Below are 19,806 nucleotides of genomic sequence, written 5' to 3'. Positions count from 1 at the left end.
AATGAAAAAAAATCTCAGTAAAATTTTTGTATGTCTATTGGTAGTAATGTTGTCTGGATGTAGTAGTGATGATGATTCTAATACAGACTCAGGTTCAGATAATCTTGGTACATTTTCTGGAAATATTCAAGTAACTGATGATCCTCAAACAGCTTTAGGGTATATCTATAATGCGAAAGTTACAGTTTTAAAATCGGGCAATAATGCTACTATTAAAGTTAAAGGAGATTTAAATGTTGATAGAGAATATACTGGTACAGTTGACTCTTCTGTTGATGATAGCTATGTAATAACTATAAAAAAGCAAGAAAAGCCTAGTTCTAAAATTGCTACCGATAAAGTTATTATCAGTAACAATCAATTAACAATTTCTATTGGTGTTGCAAATGATTCTGAAACGGTAAGGACGGCTCCAAATAATACAGCTAGTATTGTTATTTCAGGAAAGCTTCAAATGATTGGAACTGGAATGATAAAAGAATAATTTTCTAATTATTCATATTCTTAAAAAAAAGCTGTTTGAAAATTCAAACAGCTTTTTTTAAGTTTTTAGAATGAGCTGTTTCTGATTTTTTGCAAAATAGCTTTTTAAAATTATAAGTTGAATATCTTATAAGATTGTAATGTTGATTTTACAATGGCTTCGGTGCGTTCCGGATGGGTGTCTGAAATAAAAAGTTGTCCAAAAGTATCTGAATTGACCATTTCGACAATTTTAGCAACACGGGTTTCGTCTAGTTTATCAAAAATATCATCAAATAAAAGTATAGGTTTTACGCCACTTTGTTTTTTTAGGAATTCAAATTGAGCTAGTTTTAAAGCAATTAAAAAGGATTTTTGCTGACCTTGAGAACCAAATTTCTTGATAGGATGATTGTCAATCTCAAAAGACAAATCGTCCTTGTGAATTCCCATGCTGGTGTAATGTAAAGCTCTGTCTTTATTGATGTTTTCCTGTAAAAGTGTCAATAAATCTTTTTCGAACAAATGACTTTCATATACTAATTGAACCGATTCCTGTGAACCTGTAATAGCATGATGATGTTCGTTAAAAATAGGAATAAACTCGGCAATGAATGCTTTCCTCTTTTCGAAAATGTATTTCCCAAAATCGTCGAGTTGCTCATTATATATAGAAAGCGTGTCATTGTCAAAAACATGATTCAAAGCAAAATATTTCAATAAAGCATTACGCTGACTCATTACTTTTTGGTATTGAATCAATTGCTGTAAATATTGCGCGTCGAGTTGGGATATGATACTATCAATAAACTTTCGGCGGGTTTCACTGCCTTCAATAATTAAATCCCTGTCGGCGGGAGAAATAATAACCAGCGGAATAAATCCAATATGATCTGAGAATTTGTCGTAAGCTTTTCCGTTACGTTTTAATACTTTTTTTTGTCCTTTTTTCAGGCTGCAAACCAGCTGTTCGCTTCTTTCGTTTTTGATAAATTCGGCATCAATTACAAAAAACTCTTCGCCGTGTTTAATGTTTTGAACTGCCAGCGGATTGAAATAGCTTTTTCCGTAAGACAGATGGTAAATAGCATCTAAAACATTGGTTTTCCCAATTCCATTTTTACCTACAAAACAGATGATTTTGCCATCGAATTCAAAATTGGCTTCTGAAAAATTTTTATAATTGAATAACGAAATTTTTTTTAGATACATTGTTGTAAGGTCTGCTGGAATTGAGGTATTTGCTGTTTTTGTTGGTGATTTTAAAAACGACCGCAAATTATTGAAAAATATCCATATAAAAGACTTTTGGTGCTTTTCTATGTTAAAAAGTTTACGATTGAATTTATAGAAAAAAAGGCAAAATAAAAATATTTTCGATTTAGATATAAAATATCAGTTTTTATGTGTGGGTTTGAATAAAAATTTTATTTTTGCGGTTCACTAAATTATTTTTAAATGGCTACATATAATAAAAGAGGATATAAAGCACCAAAAGAAAAAGAAGTAAAAGAAGCAGTTGAAGAACAAGTAGTAATTGATGAAAAAAACAGTACAACAGCTGAGGTTTTTTCTAAATTAGACGAAACTGCATCAAAAACGGAAGACTGGGTTGCTAAAAATCAAAAAATTATTATTGGTATAGTAGGAGCCATCGCTTTATTTACTGTAGGTTATGTAGCTTATCAAAAATTTGTTGCCGGCCCTAAAGAGGATGAAGCAGCCAGCGAAATGTTTGTTGCTCAACAAAATTTTGAACAAGCAGCTAATGGTGTTGCAAGTGATTCATTGTACAAATTAGCATTAAATGGTTCTGAAGGGAAATTTGGATTCGTTAAAATTGCAAGTGAATATTCAGGAACTTCGGCAGGAAATTTAGCTAATTATTATGCTGGTGTTGCTTACTTAAACACTGGAAAATATACTGAAGCTATTGATTATTTAAGCAAATTCAAATCGGATGATATTGTATTGAGTGCTTTGGCAAAAGGAGCTATTGGTGATGCTTATTCTGAAAACAAGCAACCTAAAGAAGCTTTAGAAAATTATGTAAAAGCGGCTGAATCAAATAAAAATGATTTTACAACGCCTCGTTTCTTATTGAAAGCAGGAAAAACAGCTTTGGCATTAGGAAAAAAAGAAGAAGCTTTGAAATATTTTACAGATATTAAAGAGAACTATGAGAATACTCCAGAAGGCGCTACTGTTGATGGATTGATAGGATTATCTCAATAAATTATAAAGTTAAGTTTTTTAAAAATTGGTGATTACAAGGATAGAAAGACTTGTAATCACCAATTTTTATTTTTAAATTCATATTCTAAAAATAATACTAATTTATATGGCAACGATTAATAAAAATTTGTCCGTTTATGATAAAAGCACACTTCCTAGTGCAAAAGATTTCCGTTTTGGAGTAGTAGTTTCAGAGTGGAATGATACAATAACAGAAGGTTTGTATAAAGGTGCAGAAGATGCTTTTTTAGACAATGAAGTTCCTGCTCAAAATATCATCAGATGGAATGTTCCTGGAAGTTTTGAGTTGATTTATGGTGCAAAAAAAATGTTGCAAACTCAAAAAGTTGATGCCGTTATTGTAATAGGCTGTGTAATTCAGGGACAAACTAAGCATTTTGATTTTGTTTGTGAAGGCGTAACACAAGGAATTAAAGACCTGAATGTACAAACAGATATTCCGGTAATCTTTTGTGTTTTGACCGATAATACGATGCAGCAATCTATTGACAGAAGTGGAGGGATTCACGGGAATAAAGGAACTGAAGCTGCTATTGCAGCAATAAAAATGGCATACATTCGTCAACAGGCTTCATTGACACACGATTATGCTAATCAGAATTTGTTGACTTCAGGAGCATTACAGCTAGATGAAGGAACACCATTAGAATTAAAAGAGTAAATACTAAATAATTCAAAATGAAACCTATACTATTCTAGCCAAATAGTATAGGTTTTTTTGTTTTATTTATGAATTGTAAAAGCAGGAAAGCCAGCCGAAATTTATTAAATTTGCTGGGCTTGGTTATTTTCTAAATACTAATTACTGAAAACGAATACAAAAAAATGTCGAGTATCATTCAATTACTTCCTGATCATGTTGCTAACCAAATTGCTGCCGGAGAAGTGGTTCAAAGACCTGCTTCGGTGGTCAAAGAACTGCTTGAAAATGCTGTCGATGCTAATGCAACAGATATTAAATTGATTATCAAAGATGCGGGGAAATCATTGGTTCAGGTAATCGATAATGGAAAAGGAATGAGCGTTACAGATTCGCGCTTATGTTTTGAACGTCACGCTACTTCTAAGATTCGTCATGCCGAAGATTTGTTTTCTTTGCACACCAAAGGTTTTCGAGGTGAAGCTTTGGCTTCTATTGCGGCGATTGCTCATGTAGAAATGAAAACCAAGCAGGATCAGGAAGAATTAGGAACACAAATAGTTATTGAAGGAAGTAAATTTGTTTCTCAGGAATCGGCGGTATTGCCTAAAGGGACTTCATTTGCTATTAAAAATTTATTTTTTAATATTCCTGCCCGACGCAATTTCTTAAAATCAGATACGGTAGAATACCGCCATATTATGGATGAATTTCAGCGTGTAGCTTTGGCTCATCCTAATATTCATTTTACTTTTTATCACAATGGAAGCGAAATGTATAATTTACCTATTTCGACTTTAAGACAACGTGTGGTGAATGTTTTTTCGGGCAAAACCAATGAAAAATTAGTTCCCGTTCAGGAAGATACGGAGATTGTAACGGTCCAGGGATTTGTAAGCAAACCTGAATTTGCTAAGAAAAATAGGGGAGAGCAGTTTTTCTTTGTCAATGACCGATTTATAAAAAGCGGTTATTTGCATCATGCGGTGATGGCGGCTTACGACGGAATTTTGAAAGATGGAGCACAACCGAGCTATTTTTTATATTTATCGGTTCCGCCTAATTCAATTGATATCAATATTCATCCTACTAAAACCGAAATCAAATTTGATGACGAAAGTGCTTTGTATGCTATTTTAAGAGCTTCAATAAAGCACAGTTTAGGACAGTTTAATGTCGCGCCGGTTTTGGATTTCGAAAGAGACGCTAATTTAGATACACCTTATCATTACAAGGATTTAGAAGGAGCAACACCTACGATTGAAGTTGATCGAACTTTTAATCCGTTTTCTGATGATAAAGTCAATAAACATTATTCGGGGTCTAATTCAAGTTCAAGTTCAAATTCGGGTTCGGCTTTTGCTTATAAAAAACCTGCACAAACTGCCAGTTGGGAAAGCTTGTATGTGGGTTTAAAACAAGAAGTTGAAACTGATTTTACAACTGAAAACACCGAATTTTCATTCGAAAGCGAAGAAGTTACCGCTTCGTTATTTAATGATGAAGAAGTAGAGCATGCAGTTCAGAATGTATATCAAATTCATAAAAAATATATTGTTTCGCCTATAAAATCAGGAATGGTTATTGTTGATCAACAGCGCGCGCATCAGCGGGTTTTGTACGAACAATTTTTGACTAATATGACGGTGCATCAGGCATCGAGCCAACAATTGTTGTTTCCGTTGAATTTATATTTTTCGGTTAACGAAATGGAATTAATCGAAGAATTAAAACTTTCGTTAGTCAATACAGGATTTGTATTCGAAGAAACCAATGATGATCACGTAGTAATTTCAGGAATTCCGGTAAATGTTACCGAAAGCGAGGTTTCTATCGTTTTGGAACAATTATTAAGTGATTTGCAAGATGGAATTCCGGAGAATAGTTTTAGTCAAAACGATACTATTGCTAAGTCGATGGCAAAGAGTTTAGCTGTAAAAACGGGAACAAGTTTAACAATAAAAGAACAAGAAAATTTAGTAAACGGACTTTTTGCCTGCAAAGATCCTAATGTTTCTCCTTTTCAAAAACCAACTTTCATTACCATGCGTGTGGAAGATATAGATAAAAAATTTGCACTATGATGAATATCACACCTACTGTTAAGCAGTTGTTAATAATCAATATAATATTTTTTATTGGCTCTTTATTGGTTCCAATATCTAATCAGTATTTAGCATTATATAATCCTGAAGATGATTTTTTTAAAATTTGGCAACTTTTTACCCATATGTTTATGCATGGGGGATATATGCATATTTTTTTCAATATGTTTGCTTTATATTCTTTTGGTTCAGCATTAGAACATTTTTGGGGTAGTCAAAAGTTTTTATTCTTTTATATTTCTTGTGGTTTAGGAGCAGCTTTAGTGCAACTAGGAATAAATCATTTAGAAATTCAACATTTATTAAATGATACAACATATTTAAATCTTTCAGAAAGTACACTTAGGCAAATTTTGAATGCAACTATTAGTGATGGAGATAATTATAGACCAGATTTATTTGAAAAAGAAATAAGAGTAATTTTAGAAAGCTCATCAAAATTAAATTTGTTAAATCAGGATTCATTTAATGCGCTGTATAAAGCAGCCCAACAAGTTCAAATCCCTATGGTTGGAGCCTCAGGTGCAATTTATGGGCTTTTAATCGCTTTTACTGTTATGTTTCCTAATGCTGAATTAGCTTTAATGTTTATCCCAATACCTATAAAAGCCAAATATTTCGTGCCTGGACTTTTAGTTTTTGATTTGTATTCAGGCGTTACTGGACAATCTATTTTCGGTGGAGCTAGCGGAATTGCTCATTTTGCTCATTTAGGTGGTGCAATAGTTGGTTTCCTGATTATGTGGTATTGGAAGAAAAATCAGTTTAATGACAATCGTTGGAATTAATAGAAAAAGTAAAATTTAATAATTAAGAAATGGGAATTTTAGACGATTTAAAATTGCAATACAAACTAGGAGGAGTAGCTCAGCGATTGATCTATTGGAATATTGCCTGTTTCTTGATTTCATTTGTTTTACCTAAGATATTGTTGCTATTTACTATTGATGTCAATGTACTTGAATATGTAAGTTTGTCGTCTAATCCATCTGATTTTTTATGGAAACCCTGGTCCATTATTAGTTATTCTTTTTTTCATTCTGACTTTTTCCACATATTATTCAACTTGTTAGTTCTTAATTTTGCCAGCCAGTTGTTCTTGACTTTTTTTACTCAAAAACAGTTTTTAGGTCTTTATATTTTAGGAGCTGTTTTTGCTGGGATTATTTTTGTTGCCAGTTATTATTTTTTAAATATAACTTCGGCTATGGTTGGAGCTTCGGCAGCGATTATGGCTGTTTTAGTTGCAGTTACCGTTTATCAGCCCTTAATGCAGGTGCGTTTGTTGTTGATAGGAAATGTAAAATTGTGGCATATAGCGGCGGTATTGATAATACTAGATTTGGTTCAATTGCGTTTGGATAACATGGGTGGACATATTTCGCATTTGGCAGGAGCTTTTTTTGGATTTGTGTATATTAAAGCATTGCAAAACGGTACAGATATGAGTATCTTTATTACTAAAATTATTGATTTTTTTGCTAATAGTTTTAGAAGACAGCCGTCAACACCATTTAAAAAAGTACATAGAAATTATACTAAAAAGCCTGTAGAAAAACGTACTTCCAGAATTGTGACAAAAGATAAGGTACAACAGCAAATTGATGAGATTTTAGATAAAATTAGTCAGTCAGGTTATGATAGTTTAACAAAAGAGGAAAAGGATTTTTTATTCAAATCAGGAAAATAATAGTTCTGAATGTATTAGGGTTTTACTTTTAGATGTAAATAAAAATGAAAAATCTTTCGTGGTTTAACAGAGGAATGTTTTTCTTAAACATTGTTCTTATAGTCGTTACTTTTATCGCTTATGTGCTGCCTTTTTTGGCGCCAAAAATATTCCCTTTTTTGTCGGTACTGACTTTGTTTATGCCATTGTTCTTTATTTTGAACAGTCTTTTTTTTGTGTATTGGGCTATTCAATTCAAAAAAAGAATGATAATGTCGGGATTGGTTCTCCTGATGGGAATTACTTTTATCAATAAATTTTATAAGTTTTCGGCTAAAGAGTATCCGCCAAGTGACAAGGATTTTGTGGTAATGAGTTATAATGTTCGTTTGTTCAATTTATTCAAATGGCAGGATAAATCAGATATTCCGGAAACTATTTTGGAGTTTATAAATGATAAAAACCCGGATATTTTATGTGTTCAGGAATATTCAAATTCAGCTCATGTTGATTTAAAAGTATTCCCACACCGAACTATTTTTACCGAAGGAAACCAAATTAAAACCTCGCAGGCTATATTTTCTAAATTTCCAATAATTGATCAGGGGAAAATTTCATTTCCTAATTCGAGCAATAGTGTGGTTTATGCCGATATAAAGAAAGGAAAAGATATTATCAGGGTGTATAATATGCATTTGCAATCGATTAAAATTTCGCCAGATGTTAACGAAATTTCAGAACATATTGATGTAATGAACAAAGAGAAATCGCAAATGATGTTTATTCGAATAAGTAAAGCTTTTAAGCAACAACAGCAACAAGCAGAGATTTTGCGAGAGAATTTAAAGCAATGTCATTATCCGGTAATTATTTGCGGAGATATGAATAACAGTGCTTTTTCTTATGTGTATCGCATCATTAAAGGTCCTTTAAAAGACGGATTTGAAGAAGCAGGGAAAGGTTTTGGTAAAACCTACCGATTTAAGTATTATCCGGCGCGAATTGATTATATTTTTGCCGACAAAACAATGACCGTTAAAAAATTTGAAACTTTTCCAGAATTTGATAATTCCGATCATTACCCAATAATGGCTAAACTTTCGATTGAATAAATTTAGAGCAAATTCTAATCTTTAAAATTCCAAAAATATACTATCTTAATTGCTGTGATTTTAAATAATCTACGGTAAATTTTCCTTCGTTAAAAAGCAAGTCTAAAATGCTTAAATTATTGATGAAACCATGTTTGTCATCAAAAACCTGAGTGTAAGATTCGAATACCGAAGTGTCTTTTTTTCCGTTTACTAAAAAACGATAATCCTTAATTTCATTCGAATCTACTTCATGGAAATATTCGGTGGTAGTTTCGAAATTGAATTTGGTACGCATACATTTTGAGATAATTTCAAGTGCATCAAAATTCAAATCCATTAAAAAAGTATGCTTTTTTTCGAAAAAAGGAACAAAATCATCTTCGAAAAATTCAAAGAAAGGCGAACTTCTATAAGCTGCTTCCAATGATTTAAAATGTTGTTTTTGCCAGTCAAAATCATTTTCAACCTGAATATCTTTTGTTTTTTGATGACTGGTTTTAGAATGTTTTATAGGAATATTTAATAGCTGAATTCCGTTTGGGCTATAAATATAAGTTCGGTTTCTATTAGTTTGTTTCTGAAAATTATCTTCCATTTCAAATACGATACTTTCTGATTGCAACATGGCAACAAAATGACTAATCGATGGGAAATAAGAAGGATGTAATAAGGTTTTCATTTGTTTGTTTTGGTGCTATTGGATTAAAACTAATATTAATTACAGATTCATTTTAGATCTAATATTATAAACTTCTAGTATTGTTTTTTTTCTTTTCTTTTTTTCCAAAAATATTCTCCTATAAAGAAAACGGTCAGTAGAATTAGGAATATTTTAAAATAAGATTGTGGTTGACCTTCACCGTTAACGGTTGTAAAAATTCTGTTCCACCGTATTTTGTTTAATCCTTTTGCATTAGAATCCCAACTCATCCAGATAAATATTGGTTTTCCTACAATGTGATCTTCAGGAGTATAGCCAAAATAACGTGCATCTAGTGAATTATGGCGATTATCGCCCATCATCCAGTAATAATTTTGTTTAAATGTATAAGTTGTTACTTTTTTATTATTTATATAAATTATGTTATCTTTTACATCCAAAGTGTTTCCTTCGTATTCAGAAATAATTTTTCGATAAAATGGTAAAGATTTTAAATCTAAATTTACAGTTTCTCCTGCTTTTGGTATATAAATTGGACCAAAATTATCATTAGACCAATTGTTTGTTATAGAAGGTTTATTGTCCTTAAAATCAGGAAAAATTCCGTCTTCAGAACCGTTATTAATTATTCTGGTTACAGAAGTAATTCCAGGTACTTTTTTAAGTTTTTCCGCTCCGGAAAAAGTTAATGCGTATATTATTAAAGTATCTCTTGAGCTATTTATGAAAGATGCTCCGTCTGTTGCATTTAATTCTTTTAACAAATATTCGAAATCAATTGGTGTTTTACCATCATAAACTGCATGGTAGGAATATTGAGGTTTTGCTCTTTCAGGTAAAATTAATTCTTTTCCATTGATAAAAACAATTCCACTTTTTATCTCCAGACTGTCACCAGGAATTCCTACACAACGTTTTACATAATTTGTTTTTTTATCAATAGGTTTATAATATTTTTTATCAGCAGGAAGATACATGTTGAATAAAGTATCTGTAGGCCAATTGAAAACAACAATATCATTATTGTTTATTTTTTGATAACCAGGAAATCTTAAATAGGGAAGTTGAGGTTTAGGAAGATAGGATTTAATATTAAAGAAAGGTATAGTGTCATGAACCATTGGAGCAGCAACTGTTGTCATTGGTACTCTAGCACCATAGTTGAATTTGCTCACAAATAAAAAATCGCCTATTAATAATGATTTTTCTAATGAAGCAGTTGGTATTGTGTAAGGTTGTATGAAGTAAGTATGTACTAAAGTAGCAACAATTATGGCAAATAATAAAGAACTTACTGTATCGGCGGATTTGTTTTTTGAATCTAAATTTCGATCGCTATTGTAATTTAATTTTTGAGTGTAATTAACGTAATAGATATATAATCCGCAAGTTATTATTCCTAAAATAGTGTCAAGCTGACTGTTTTTTCCAAAACTTCTTAATGTTTCTACCCAAATAACCGGAAACATAATCAGGTTAATAATTGGAATAAAAAGCAATAAAGTCCACCATGTAGGCCGACCGATGATTTTCATCAAAACAATAGCATTATATACAGGTATTGCAGCTTCCCAGCTTTTTCTACCAGCGGCTTTGTATAATTTCCAAGTTCCTAAAAAATGAACTACTTGAATTATGAGAAAAAAAATAAACCACTGGGTTAGTGTCATGATAATTTTATTACAACTTTATGAACTTTGAATATAAACTATATGTTATTTTTCTCTTTTCTTTTTTTCCAAAAATATTCACCAACGAAGAATATACCTAACAGAATTAAGAAAATTTTGAAATAAGATTGTGGCTGACCTTCGCCACTTACAGTTGTGAAAACTCTGTCCCAACGTACTTTATTTATTCCTTTTCCGTTAGTATCCCAACTCATCCAGATGAAAACAGGTTTTCCTACGATATGATCTGCAGGAACGTAACCCCAGTAACGACTATCTTCAGAATTATGGCGGTTGTCTCCCATCATCCAGTAATAATCCTGTTTAAACGTATAGCTATTAATTACTTTTCCTTTTAATCTAATTTCGTTTCCAGTAACTTTTAAGTCATTTGGATTACCGTTGTCATCCTTTTCATATGTGGTGATAATTCTTTCGTAAAAAGGTAAACTTTCTAATGTAAGTGCAACTGTTTTTCCTTTTTGTGGAATGTAAATTGGACCAAAATTATCTGCATTCCATTTATTTATGTGAGGAAAAATGCCAGCTTCTGGTCCTCGTGAAATTTGTCTTTTGACAATAGTTACTCCTGAAGTATTTTTTAATCTTTCAGCTCCTGCAGCAGTTAATGCTCTAAAATAAATAGTATCTCTCGAATCATTAATGCCTACACCATCTGTAATATCCATTTCTCTAATTAGATTTTCTAAATTAGCAGGAGGATTTTTAGTGTCAATTCCTACTGCATATGAGAATTGAGGTTTAGCACGTTCTGGAAGTTGTAAAACCTTTCCATTAATATAAATAGTTCCGTCTTTTATTGCTAAGCTATCGCCAGGAATACCCACACAACGTTTTACATAATTTGATTCCTTATCAATAGGTTTGATAATACCAGGTATTCCGATAGCTTGGCGGAATTTGTAAACGGTATCAACTGGCCAGTTAAAAACAACTATATCAGTACGTTCAATACGATCTTCAATTCCCGGTAATCTTAAATAAGGTAATTGTGGCCAACTTAAATACGATTTCCTTTTAAGCATAGGAATAGAGTCATGCACCATTGGTAAAGCAACTGTTGTCATAGGAACTCGGGCTCCATAATTTACTTTACTCACAAAAAGAAAATCACCTACTAGTAATGATTTTTCTAATGAAGAAGTTGGAATTGTATAAGGTTGTATAAAATAAGTATGGACTAAAGTGGCTACTATTATAGCAAATAATAAAGAACTTACTGTATCGGCTGATTTGTTTTTTGAATCTAAATTTCTATCTCTATTGTAGTTTAATTTTTGAGTATAATTAATATAATAGATGTATAATCCGCAAGTTACAATTCCTAAAATAGTGTCAAGCTGACTGTTTTTTCCAAAACTTCTTAATGTTTCTACCCAAATAACCGGAAACATAATCAGGTTAATAATTGGAATAAAAAGCAATAAAGTCCACCATGTAGGTCGGCCGATGATTTTCATCAAAACAATAGCATTATATACAGGTATTGCAGCTTCCCATTTTTTTCTTCCTGCTGCTTCATATAGTTTCCAAGTTCCTAAAAAATGAACAACTTGAATAATAAGAAAAAATACAAACCATTGATATAGTGTCATAGTTCTTTTAAATTAAAGATTAATTTTTGTTGGATTATTGAATGTTAAGCACATCTCTCATGCTGAAAATTCCTTGTTTTCCGGCTAACCATTCGGCAGCGATTACTGCTCCAAGAGCAAATCCTTCACGGTTGTGTGCAGTATGCTTAATTTCGATACTGTCAATACCGGAATCATAGGTTACAGTATGTGTTCCCGGAACTTCACCTGTACGAACCGCTTCGATATGAATGTCATTTTCAGTTCCGTTTTCAAGAGTCCAGTTTTTATATTTAGTGTTTTCAATAACACCTTGCGCTAATGAAATGGCTGTTCCGCTTGGTGCATCTAATTTATGGATATGATGAATTTCTTCCATACTAACATTATATCCGTCAATGTTAGCCATCATTTTTGCTAAATATTCGTTTAGACCAAAGAATAAATTTACTCCTAAACTAAAGTTTGAGCTCGAAATGAAACCACCATTTTTTTCTTTGCATAAAGCAATCATTTCGTCATAACGGTCTAACCATCCTGTAGTTCCTGAAACTACAGGAACATTGTTGTTGAAACAAGCTGAAATATTATCAACGGCTGCCATAGGAACGCTAAAATCAATAGCAACATCAGCATTTGAAAGTCCGTCGTAAGTGTTGAATTCGTCTTTTTTCAAAACAATTTCATGACCTCTTTCCAGAGCAATTCTTTCAATTACCTGACCCATTTTTCCGTATCCTAAAAGCGCGATTTTCATTGTGTATTGTATTAAATTATTAAAAAATTGAGTGTGTCAATTTTTTTGTATTCGATTAAAAGTTATAACTAAGGTTTAGCCCTACATTAGTTTTATAGTTAAGATTGTTTTGATAAATAGTAGGCTTTATCGATAATCGATCGTCTACGTTAAATTGCATTAAAGCTGCATCAACATTGGCATCAATAATATTGAGAACATAAAAACCAACGACAAATAAAGAAGATAAATCACGATTACGCTGATAGAATTTTTGTGCCGAAATTAATCTGGAATCATCCAAATAGTCATATTCTGCAGAGGGTTTTCCTTCTAATCTGCGTTTGTATTCATCTCTAAATTGATGGTACTTTTTATTACTGTCTAAATAAAAATAAAGACTCGTTCCTATAGCACCATAAACCAAAGGAACTTTCCAGTATCTTTTATTATAAACCTGACCCAAACCAGGAATAACAGCTGAATAAAATGCTGCTTTGGCGGGAGTTAACGGATCAATATCTATTGACTTTAAAGTATCCTGAGCAACTTCATCTGATTCGGCTTTTTTTTGTGCCAATGCAGCGGTATTGCTTAAAATAATAAGAAATAGTGCTATGGAAATAAATTTATTCACTATCCCTTGATTAATTCGATTATTCGATTAAAATCGTCTTGAGACTGAAATGGAATCGTAATTTTCCCTTTTCCGTTAGTCGCTACTTTAATATCAACTAAGTTTCCAAAATAGTTATTGAAAATCTTTTTCTGACTATCATCAATGTCAAAAGAAGCTGCTTTTGCTTTTACAGCAGGTTTTGGTTTTAAACTATCGTGATAATTTTTAACCAAAGCTTCGGTGTCACGAACAGAAAGATTCTGACTTACAATTTTTTGATAAATATCAGTTTGTGCATCTAAATCTTCGATATTAATAATTGCTCTACCGTGTCCCATACTAATAAAACCGTCGCGAATACCAGTTTGAATAATCGGATCCAGTTTTAAAAGGCGTAAATAGTTAGCAATTGTAGAACGTTTTTTTCCCACACGCTCGCTCATTTGTTCCTGAGTTAACTGGATTTCGTCCATTAAACGTTGGTACGAAAGCGCAATCTCAATAGGATCTAAGTCATGACGCTGAATGTTCTCTACCAATGCCATTACTAATGATTCATTGTCATTAGCAATTCTGATGTAAGCAGGAATAGTGGCAAGACCTATTAATTTAGAAGCACGCAAACGGCGTTCTCCGGAAATTAACTGGTATTTATTAAAGTCTAATTTTCGAACAGTAATAGGTTGAATTACGCCTAATTCTTTGATCGAAGTAGCTAATTCTTTTAAAGATTCTTCATTGAAATTGCTTCTGGGCTGAAACGGATTTATTTCAATAGATTCAATTTCAAGTTCAATAATATTCCCAACAACTTTATCTGCATTTTTATCGTCTACAGATTTAATATCGTTGTCCGGATCTTTTAATAATGCTGATAAACCTCTTCCTAAAGCCTGTTTTTTTATCGCTTTTGTCATACAATTATTGAATGTTTTTCTTTATGATTTCCTGAGCCAGGTGTAAATAATTAGTTGCACCTTTGCTCGTAGCGTCATAGTTTATAATGCTTTCGCCAAAACTAGGAGCTTCACTTAATTTTACATTTCGTTGAATGATAGTTTCAAAAACCATATCGTTAAAATGCTTTTGAACTTCTTCAACTACCTGATTTGACAGGCGTAATCTCGAATCATACATGGTTAATAATAAACCTTCGATGTCTAATTCAGGATTATGAATTTTTTGGATACTCTTTATTGTATTTAATAATTTCCCTAAACCTTCTAATGCAAAATATTCACATTGAATAGGAATAACTACTGAATCAGCGGCTGTTAAAGCATTTAAGGTTAATAAACCTAGAGAAGGAGCACAGTCAATAATGATATAATCATATTCGTCTTTTACGCTTTCTAATGCTTTTTTAAGCATGTATTCTCTATTTTCCTTGTCTACTAATTCAATTTCGATAGCCACAAGGTCAATATGAGCAGGGATAACATCTACGTTTGGAGCTGAACATGTTATAACAGCTTCTTTTGGTGTATTACTGTGTTCCAGAATTTGGTAAGTACCAATTTCTACAGTTTCTACATCAATACCTAACCCAGAGCTGGCATTAGCTTGAGGATCAGCATCTATTAATAATACTTTCTTTTCTAAAACACCTAGGGAAGCGGCAAGATTTACAGATGTTGTAGTCTTTCCAACGCCTCCTTTTTGATTAGCAATCGCGATGATTTTACCCATTTATTTTCTATAATTTTGAACGGTAAAAATACAATTTATTATGGTTTCTGAAAATCTATTTTGTTAACATTTGTTAAAGCTTGATTTGTGGTGTTTTGAGAAAATCTGGTTCGTAATTCTGGCTAATTTTAAAAATGAAATTTTATTTTTGATTTATAGCTTGCATAAGCAAAAAAGAGTTGTATATTTGCACCCGCGTTACGGGGTGTAGCGTAGCCCGGTTATCGCGCCTGCTTTGGGAGCAGGAGGCCGCAGGTTCGAATCCTGCCACCCCGACAAAAAAGCCGTTTCAATTTTGAAACGGCTTTTTTAATTTTTGTCTGAGACAAATTTTTCAGATTTTTGAGCAATTGGGATTTAGTACTTTCAAAATTTGGGATTTATAGACTTATATTATGTAGGTTTTTAATCTCCGCCATTACAAAAGAACTGTGCGTACTGCCAATACTTTCCACGGAACCTAGTTTGTTAAATACGAAATTCTGATAATGTTTCATGTCTCTGGCAAATACTTTCAGAATAAAATCATAATCTCCGGAAACATTATAACATTCGATTACTTCGTCTATTTTCATGATATCTTCCACAAAATTGTGACCAATGTTTTTATCATGTTGTTTGAGTTTTATATTGCAAAAAACGATAAATCCATGGCTGAATTTTTCATAATCGAGTAAAGCAATGTATTTTTTAATGTAACCATTGTTTTCTAATCTTTTTACACGTTGTAATACTGGTGTTGGTGACAAGTTTACCTGCAAGGCTAACTCTTTAATGGTTTGATTAGAATTATTTCCTAGTATTTTTAATAATTGTAAGTCTATTGTATCCAGTTCTTCCATGGCGTAAAAATCTTTTATGATGTCAAAAATACCTATAAAAAAGTTAATAATGCTTTAATATGGGTTTTTGTGGTTAAAAAGTCTTATTTAACGTTATTGTTTAGTTATTTGTGTATATGGATTAACTTTGCATAGAATATTAAACTAGTTGAAAGATTTAGTTTCTTATATATTTTTTCGATTGGATTCGGTTTTACTTAGCTGTAAATTAAAAGGGAATCGTGTGTAAATCACGAACTGTCGCGCAACTGTAAGTAACATTTAAAAGGTTTTATCCAAGTGCTCCACTGCTAAAAGCGGGAAGGACGATAAAAACTGTTACAAGTCAGGATACCTGCCTAATCCGTATAGACAATGCTTTCGCGATATGAAGCTTAGGTCAGATCAATGTGTTTTATATAGATACTCAGAAAATAGTTAGGTTTCTTGTATCACTATTTATCTATTCACATTTTCTTCCCACTTTTTCGCTTAACATTTCAACAAAACTGTTTAACACAAACATAAAAACAATTTTATGAAATTTTTAGTTACTGGAGGTACAGGATTTATTGGAGCACGCGTAGTAGTTAATTTATGGGAGCGTAAAATTCCCGTAGTAGTTGCCGATTTGAGTTTAAATATAGAATGGACAAAACAAATAGCGCTTTTAAAACATCAAAAAGATGAGACGAAACTTGCCGAAATAAAGAAACAAATTGAACAAACTTCATTTATTAATCTTGATGTTTCAAACCGAGATGAGGTTAAGAATGTATTTGCTCAATTCGCTGATATAACTCATGTCATTCATTTGGCTTATCTGATGAGTGCCGAGGTTGAAGCTGATCATCATCGTGGTGCTTCTGTCAACATGTTAGGAATGATTAATATGTTTGATATGGTATTCGATCATAAATTAGCTCGTTTGGTTTTTGCGAGTAGCGAAACCATTTATGGAGCTAAACACAGCGCTTATGGTGACGAAAATTATGCGGTAAAAGAAGAAGATTATTGCTCTCTTGATGATCATTTTTACACTTATGGAGTGATGAAAATGCTTAACGAGTTTACAGCCCAAAAGTATATTAAAAACAAAGGAGTGAGTATTGCAGCAATGCGTCCGCCTATTGTTTATGGCGATGGACGCATGAGAGGATCGGTTCTTTGGGCTTGCGAATTTGCTACAAATCCCGCACTTGGTAAAAAAGTAAAATTACCTTTTTCGAAAGATTCCCGCGACTGTTGGATTTATGTGGATGATGTAGCAGAGCAGTTTGTACGTTTGGCTCTAAAACCAAAATTGAATCATTTTGCTTATAACAATGGAGGACATTCTGTAACAGCTGAAGAGTTAATGCAGACTGTTCAAAGCATTGTTCCTGAAGCTGAATATGATTTTGAAGAAAGTGTTCCGCGTACTTCATTAATCGATCGTTGTGATAGCAGCCGTTTAGAAGAAGAAATTGACTTTATTCCACGATCATTAAAAGACGGAATAAGTACACAAATTGAGGAAGCCCGTAACAGGCAATTACAGCTCAATTATTAAAAAAGTTTTACATTTATTGATTTTTAAATATTATATGATATGTCAGGATTTCGCAATACAGTAGTGGGAAGTTATCCCCGTCCGGAAAAATTGGAAGATACAATGAAACGACCGGTTATGAATCAGGAAGAAGTAGATAATTATATCAAATGGGCTGCTAAAGACCAAGCCGATTTAGGATTAGATACTATTACTGACGGAGAAGGATACCGTGAAAATATGTATTATTTCTACCAAAAACGTATTGATGGTATTACTTTCGAAGATATGCCAAAAGTTACTTTCGGTACAGCCGGTTTCGGAATTGAATGTCCAAGAGTTATTGGCGAACTTAAAAACCCACGTTTTGGAACTGCCAGAAACTGGAAAATTGCCCGCGATGCTGCTCCGGGAGGGGTTGATGTGAAATTAACCGTAACAGGACCTCACGTTTTGTACCGTTTTAGTGTTAACGAACGTAAAGATTTGTATCCTGATGCACAGTCTTTATGCCGTGCCTGGGCTAATGTGTTGAGAGAAGAAATTGTAGAGGCTATCAATTTAGGATGTGAGCATGTACAATTTGATGAACCTATGTGGACTGAATCTCCGGAAGAAAGTCTTTGGGCTGCTGAAATTCTTAATGAATTAATCGAATCATTACCTAAAAAAATACGCATAGGATTGCATGTTTGCGGTGGAAATCCAAGAAGAAAAAGAGTTTATTTTACTAAATACACTGATTTAGTGGAAGCTTTTAAAGCCGTTCCTGTTGACGAATTGATGTTAGAGCATTGTACACTTAGCTACAATATGTTGGAATTATTCGATATTTGGGATTTCAAAGGAGATTTGGCTTTAGGAGTTATCGATCAGCGTAGTGATGAATTAGAATCTGTGGAGGAAATTCGTGAGCGTATTAGACCAGCTTTGGATTATTTTCCGGCGGAGCGTTTGATTTTGACAAGCGAATGTGGTTTTGGACACGTTCCTATCGAAATTACGCATGCCAAGTTGAAACGTTTAGTAGAAGCTTCTAAAACGTTGTCATAAAAAGTAAGACTTAAAAAAGTTGTATAAAAGTCTGTTTGGAAAGGAATTTTCGAACAGACTTTTTCATTTATAGAATAGAGAAAATTTGTAATTAAAAGATTGAGTTGAGATTAAAGATAATTATGTTAAGATAATAAAAACTGATTAATCATATTTAGTTATCCAATAATAAAAACTTATTTTTGTGCTGTTTTAAAAACTAAACCTAAATTATTATGTCTGATACAATCGAAAAAATAAAATGTCTTATCATAGGTTCTGGTCCTGCAGGTTATACTGCAGCAATTTATGCAGCCAGAGCTAATATGAATCCAATATTATACCAAGGAATGCAACCAGGTGGACAATTGACTACTACAAATGAGGTAGAAAATTTCCCTGGATATGTTGATGGAGTTACAGGTCCGGAAATGATGATTCAGTTGCAACAGCAGGCACAACGTTTTGGTGCTGATATTCGTGATGGATGGGCAACTAAAGTTGATTTTTCAGGAGATATTCATAAAGTATGGATTAATGATAAAATCGAATTGCATTGCGAAACGGTAATTATCTCTACCGGAGCTTCGGCTAAATATTTAGGATTACCGTCTGAACAACATTATTTACAAATGGGAGGCGGAGTTTCGGCTTGTGCGGTTTGTGATGGATTTTTCTATAGAAATCAGGAAGTAGTGATTGTAGGAGCAGGAGATTCAGCTTGTGAAGAAGCACATTATTTATCTAAACTTTGTAAAAAAGTAACCATGTTAGTAAGAAGCGAGAAATTCAGAGCTTCAAAAATCATGGAAGAGCGTGTTCGTAAAACTGAAAATATCGAAATCTTATTAAATCACGATACAGTGGAAGTTTTAGGAGATAATCAGGTGGTAGAAGCAATCAAAGTATTTAACAAAACTACAAATGAAACTTATGATATTCCTGCAACTGGATTTTTCGTGGCTATTGGTCACAAACCTAATACAGATATTTTTAAAGATTATCTAAATTTAGACGAAACAGGTTATATTATCAATACTCCGGGAACTTCAAAAACTAATGTTGAAGGTGTTTTTGTTGCTGGTGATGCTGCTGATCACGTTTATCGTCAGGCAATTACTGCTGCGGGAACTGGTTGTATGGCTGCTCTTGATGCCGAAAGATATTTGGCAGCTAAAGAATAATTAGCCTATTTTCAAAATAAAAAAAGCTGTTTCATGAACTTG

19 protein-coding genes, 1 tRNA gene and 1 riboswitch are annotated in these 19,806 nt (G+C 32.7%); of the genes, 11 read left to right on the top strand and 9 right to left on the bottom strand.

The window, feature by feature from the left end:
* Window position 1 precedes the first annotated feature (1 nt).
* The gene (locus FEM21_RS12785) at window positions 2-484 is read left to right on the top strand and encodes a hypothetical protein (protein WP_152547405.1); all 483 of its coding nucleotides are present in this window, start codon (window positions 2-4) and stop codon (window positions 482-484) included.
* A gap of 110 nt (window positions 485-594) precedes the next feature.
* Here FEM21_RS12785 and recF read toward each other — a convergent pair whose 3' ends face one another.
* Complete coding sequence (gene recF, locus FEM21_RS12780) at window positions 595-1,674, bottom strand: DNA replication/repair protein RecF (protein WP_035661009.1); 1,080 nt, start codon at window positions 1,672-1,674, stop codon at window positions 595-597.
* Window positions 1,675-1,920: 246 nt separating this feature from the next.
* Between recF and FEM21_RS12775 the strand changes: the two genes are divergently transcribed.
* From FEM21_RS12775 to FEM21_RS12750, 6 genes are all read left to right on the top strand, one after another.
* A complete protein-coding gene (locus FEM21_RS12775) occupies window positions 1,921-2,697 on the top strand; it encodes a tetratricopeptide repeat protein (RefSeq protein WP_035660946.1) in 777 nt (258 codons plus the stop codon).
* Window positions 2,698-2,803: 106 nt separating this feature from the next.
* Complete coding sequence (gene ribH / locus FEM21_RS12770) at window positions 2,804-3,379, top strand: 6,7-dimethyl-8-ribityllumazine synthase (protein ID WP_035660943.1); 576 nt, start codon at window positions 2,804-2,806, stop codon at window positions 3,377-3,379.
* Window positions 3,380-3,543: 164 nt separating this feature from the next.
* Window positions 3,544-5,442, top strand: a complete 1,899-nt coding sequence (mutL, locus tag FEM21_RS12765; RefSeq protein WP_035660939.1) for a DNA mismatch repair endonuclease MutL — start codon at window positions 3,544-3,546, stop codon at window positions 5,440-5,442.
* Complete coding sequence (locus tag FEM21_RS12760; protein WP_035660936.1) at window positions 5,439-6,251, top strand: rhomboid family intramembrane serine protease; 813 nt, start codon at window positions 5,439-5,441, stop codon at window positions 6,249-6,251. Before mutL ends, FEM21_RS12760 begins: the two co-directional genes overlap by 4 nt.
* A 29-nt stretch (window positions 6,252-6,280) precedes the next feature.
* Entirely contained in the window at window positions 6,281-7,153 is an 873-nt protein-coding gene (locus FEM21_RS12755) for a rhomboid family intramembrane serine protease (RefSeq protein WP_035660933.1), read from the top strand.
* A gap of 44 nt (window positions 7,154-7,197) precedes the next feature.
* Window positions 7,198-8,244, top strand: a complete 1,047-nt coding sequence (locus FEM21_RS12750) for an endonuclease/exonuclease/phosphatase family protein (RefSeq protein WP_035660930.1) — start codon at window positions 7,198-7,200, stop codon at window positions 8,242-8,244.
* A gap of 40 nt (window positions 8,245-8,284) precedes the next feature.
* On the opposite strand, the gene FEM21_RS12745 is transcribed toward FEM21_RS12750, so the two are convergent.
* The 7 genes from FEM21_RS12745 to FEM21_RS12715 form a co-directional block, all read right to left on the bottom strand.
* Window positions 8,285-8,905 carry a WbqC family protein gene (locus FEM21_RS12745; protein WP_035660927.1) on the bottom strand — a complete coding sequence of 207 codons (621 nt, stop codon included), beginning with the start codon at window positions 8,903-8,905 and terminating at the stop codon, window positions 8,285-8,287.
* A gap of 74 nt (window positions 8,906-8,979) precedes the next feature.
* The gene (gene lepB / locus FEM21_RS12740) at window positions 8,980-10,557 is read right to left on the bottom strand and encodes a signal peptidase I (protein WP_035660923.1); all 1,578 of its coding nucleotides are present in this window, start codon (window positions 10,555-10,557) and stop codon (window positions 8,980-8,982) included.
* A 38-nt stretch (window positions 10,558-10,595) separates the two neighbouring features.
* Window positions 10,596-12,173, bottom strand: a complete 1,578-nt coding sequence (gene lepB / locus FEM21_RS12735; protein WP_035660920.1) for a signal peptidase I — start codon at window positions 12,171-12,173, stop codon at window positions 10,596-10,598.
* Between the two features lie 34 nt (window positions 12,174-12,207).
* Window positions 12,208-12,909: a 4-hydroxy-tetrahydrodipicolinate reductase gene (gene dapB, locus FEM21_RS12730; RefSeq protein ID WP_035660917.1), complete on the bottom strand. Its 702-nt coding sequence runs from the start codon at window positions 12,907-12,909 to the stop codon at window positions 12,208-12,210.
* A 55-nt stretch (window positions 12,910-12,964) separates the two neighbouring features.
* Window positions 12,965-13,525, bottom strand: a complete 561-nt coding sequence (locus FEM21_RS12725) for a DUF5683 domain-containing protein (RefSeq protein ID WP_035660914.1) — start codon at window positions 13,523-13,525, stop codon at window positions 12,965-12,967.
* Window positions 13,525-14,424 (bottom strand): ParB/RepB/Spo0J family partition protein, encoded by a 900-nt coding sequence (locus FEM21_RS12720; protein WP_035660911.1) that lies wholly within the window; start codon window positions 14,422-14,424, stop codon window positions 13,525-13,527. Before FEM21_RS12720 ends, FEM21_RS12725 begins: the two co-directional genes overlap by 1 nt.
* A gap of 4 nt (window positions 14,425-14,428) precedes the next feature.
* Window positions 14,429-15,196, bottom strand: a complete 768-nt coding sequence (locus tag FEM21_RS12715) for a ParA family protein (RefSeq protein ID WP_035660908.1) — start codon at window positions 15,194-15,196, stop codon at window positions 14,429-14,431.
* A gap of 201 nt (window positions 15,197-15,397) precedes the next feature.
* On the opposite strand from FEM21_RS12715, the gene FEM21_RS12710 reads away from it, so the two are divergent.
* Window positions 15,398-15,472: transfer RNA gene (locus FEM21_RS12710), tRNA-Pro, on the top strand.
* A 104-nt stretch (window positions 15,473-15,576) separates the two neighbouring features.
* On the opposite strand, the gene FEM21_RS12705 is transcribed toward FEM21_RS12710, so the two are convergent.
* Window positions 15,577-16,038, bottom strand: a complete 462-nt coding sequence (locus FEM21_RS12705) for an Lrp/AsnC family transcriptional regulator (protein ID WP_035660904.1) — start codon at window positions 16,036-16,038, stop codon at window positions 15,577-15,579.
* Between the two features lie 171 nt (window positions 16,039-16,209).
* Window positions 16,210-16,394: riboswitch (cobalamin riboswitch) on the top strand.
* Between the two features lie 161 nt (window positions 16,395-16,555).
* Here FEM21_RS12705 and FEM21_RS12700 point away from each other — a divergent pair.
* The 3 genes from FEM21_RS12700 to trxB all read left to right on the top strand — a co-directional run bounded on the left by FEM21_RS12700 (window position 16,556) and on the right by trxB (window position 19,764).
* Complete coding sequence (locus FEM21_RS12700) at window positions 16,556-17,569, top strand: NAD-dependent epimerase/dehydratase family protein (protein WP_035660901.1); 1,014 nt, start codon at window positions 16,556-16,558, stop codon at window positions 17,567-17,569.
* A 39-nt stretch (window positions 17,570-17,608) separates the two neighbouring features.
* Window positions 17,609-18,601, top strand: coding sequence for a cobalamin-independent methionine synthase II family protein (locus FEM21_RS12695; protein WP_035660898.1), 993 nt, complete (start codon window positions 17,609-17,611; stop codon window positions 18,599-18,601).
* 215 nt (window positions 18,602-18,816) lie between these two features.
* Entirely contained in the window at window positions 18,817-19,764 is a 948-nt protein-coding gene (gene trxB, locus FEM21_RS12690) for a thioredoxin-disulfide reductase (protein WP_035660894.1), read from the top strand.
* The last annotated feature ends 42 nt before the right edge of the window (window positions 19,765-19,806 follow it).

It is taken from the genome of Flavobacterium seoulense (genome assembly GCF_000695795.1).
GTDB classification, from domain to species: domain Bacteria; phylum Bacteroidota; class Bacteroidia; order Flavobacteriales; family Flavobacteriaceae; genus Flavobacterium; species Flavobacterium seoulense.
Note: the sequence above shows the minus strand (reverse complement) of the source record. Positions and strands in the feature narration are given on the sequence as shown.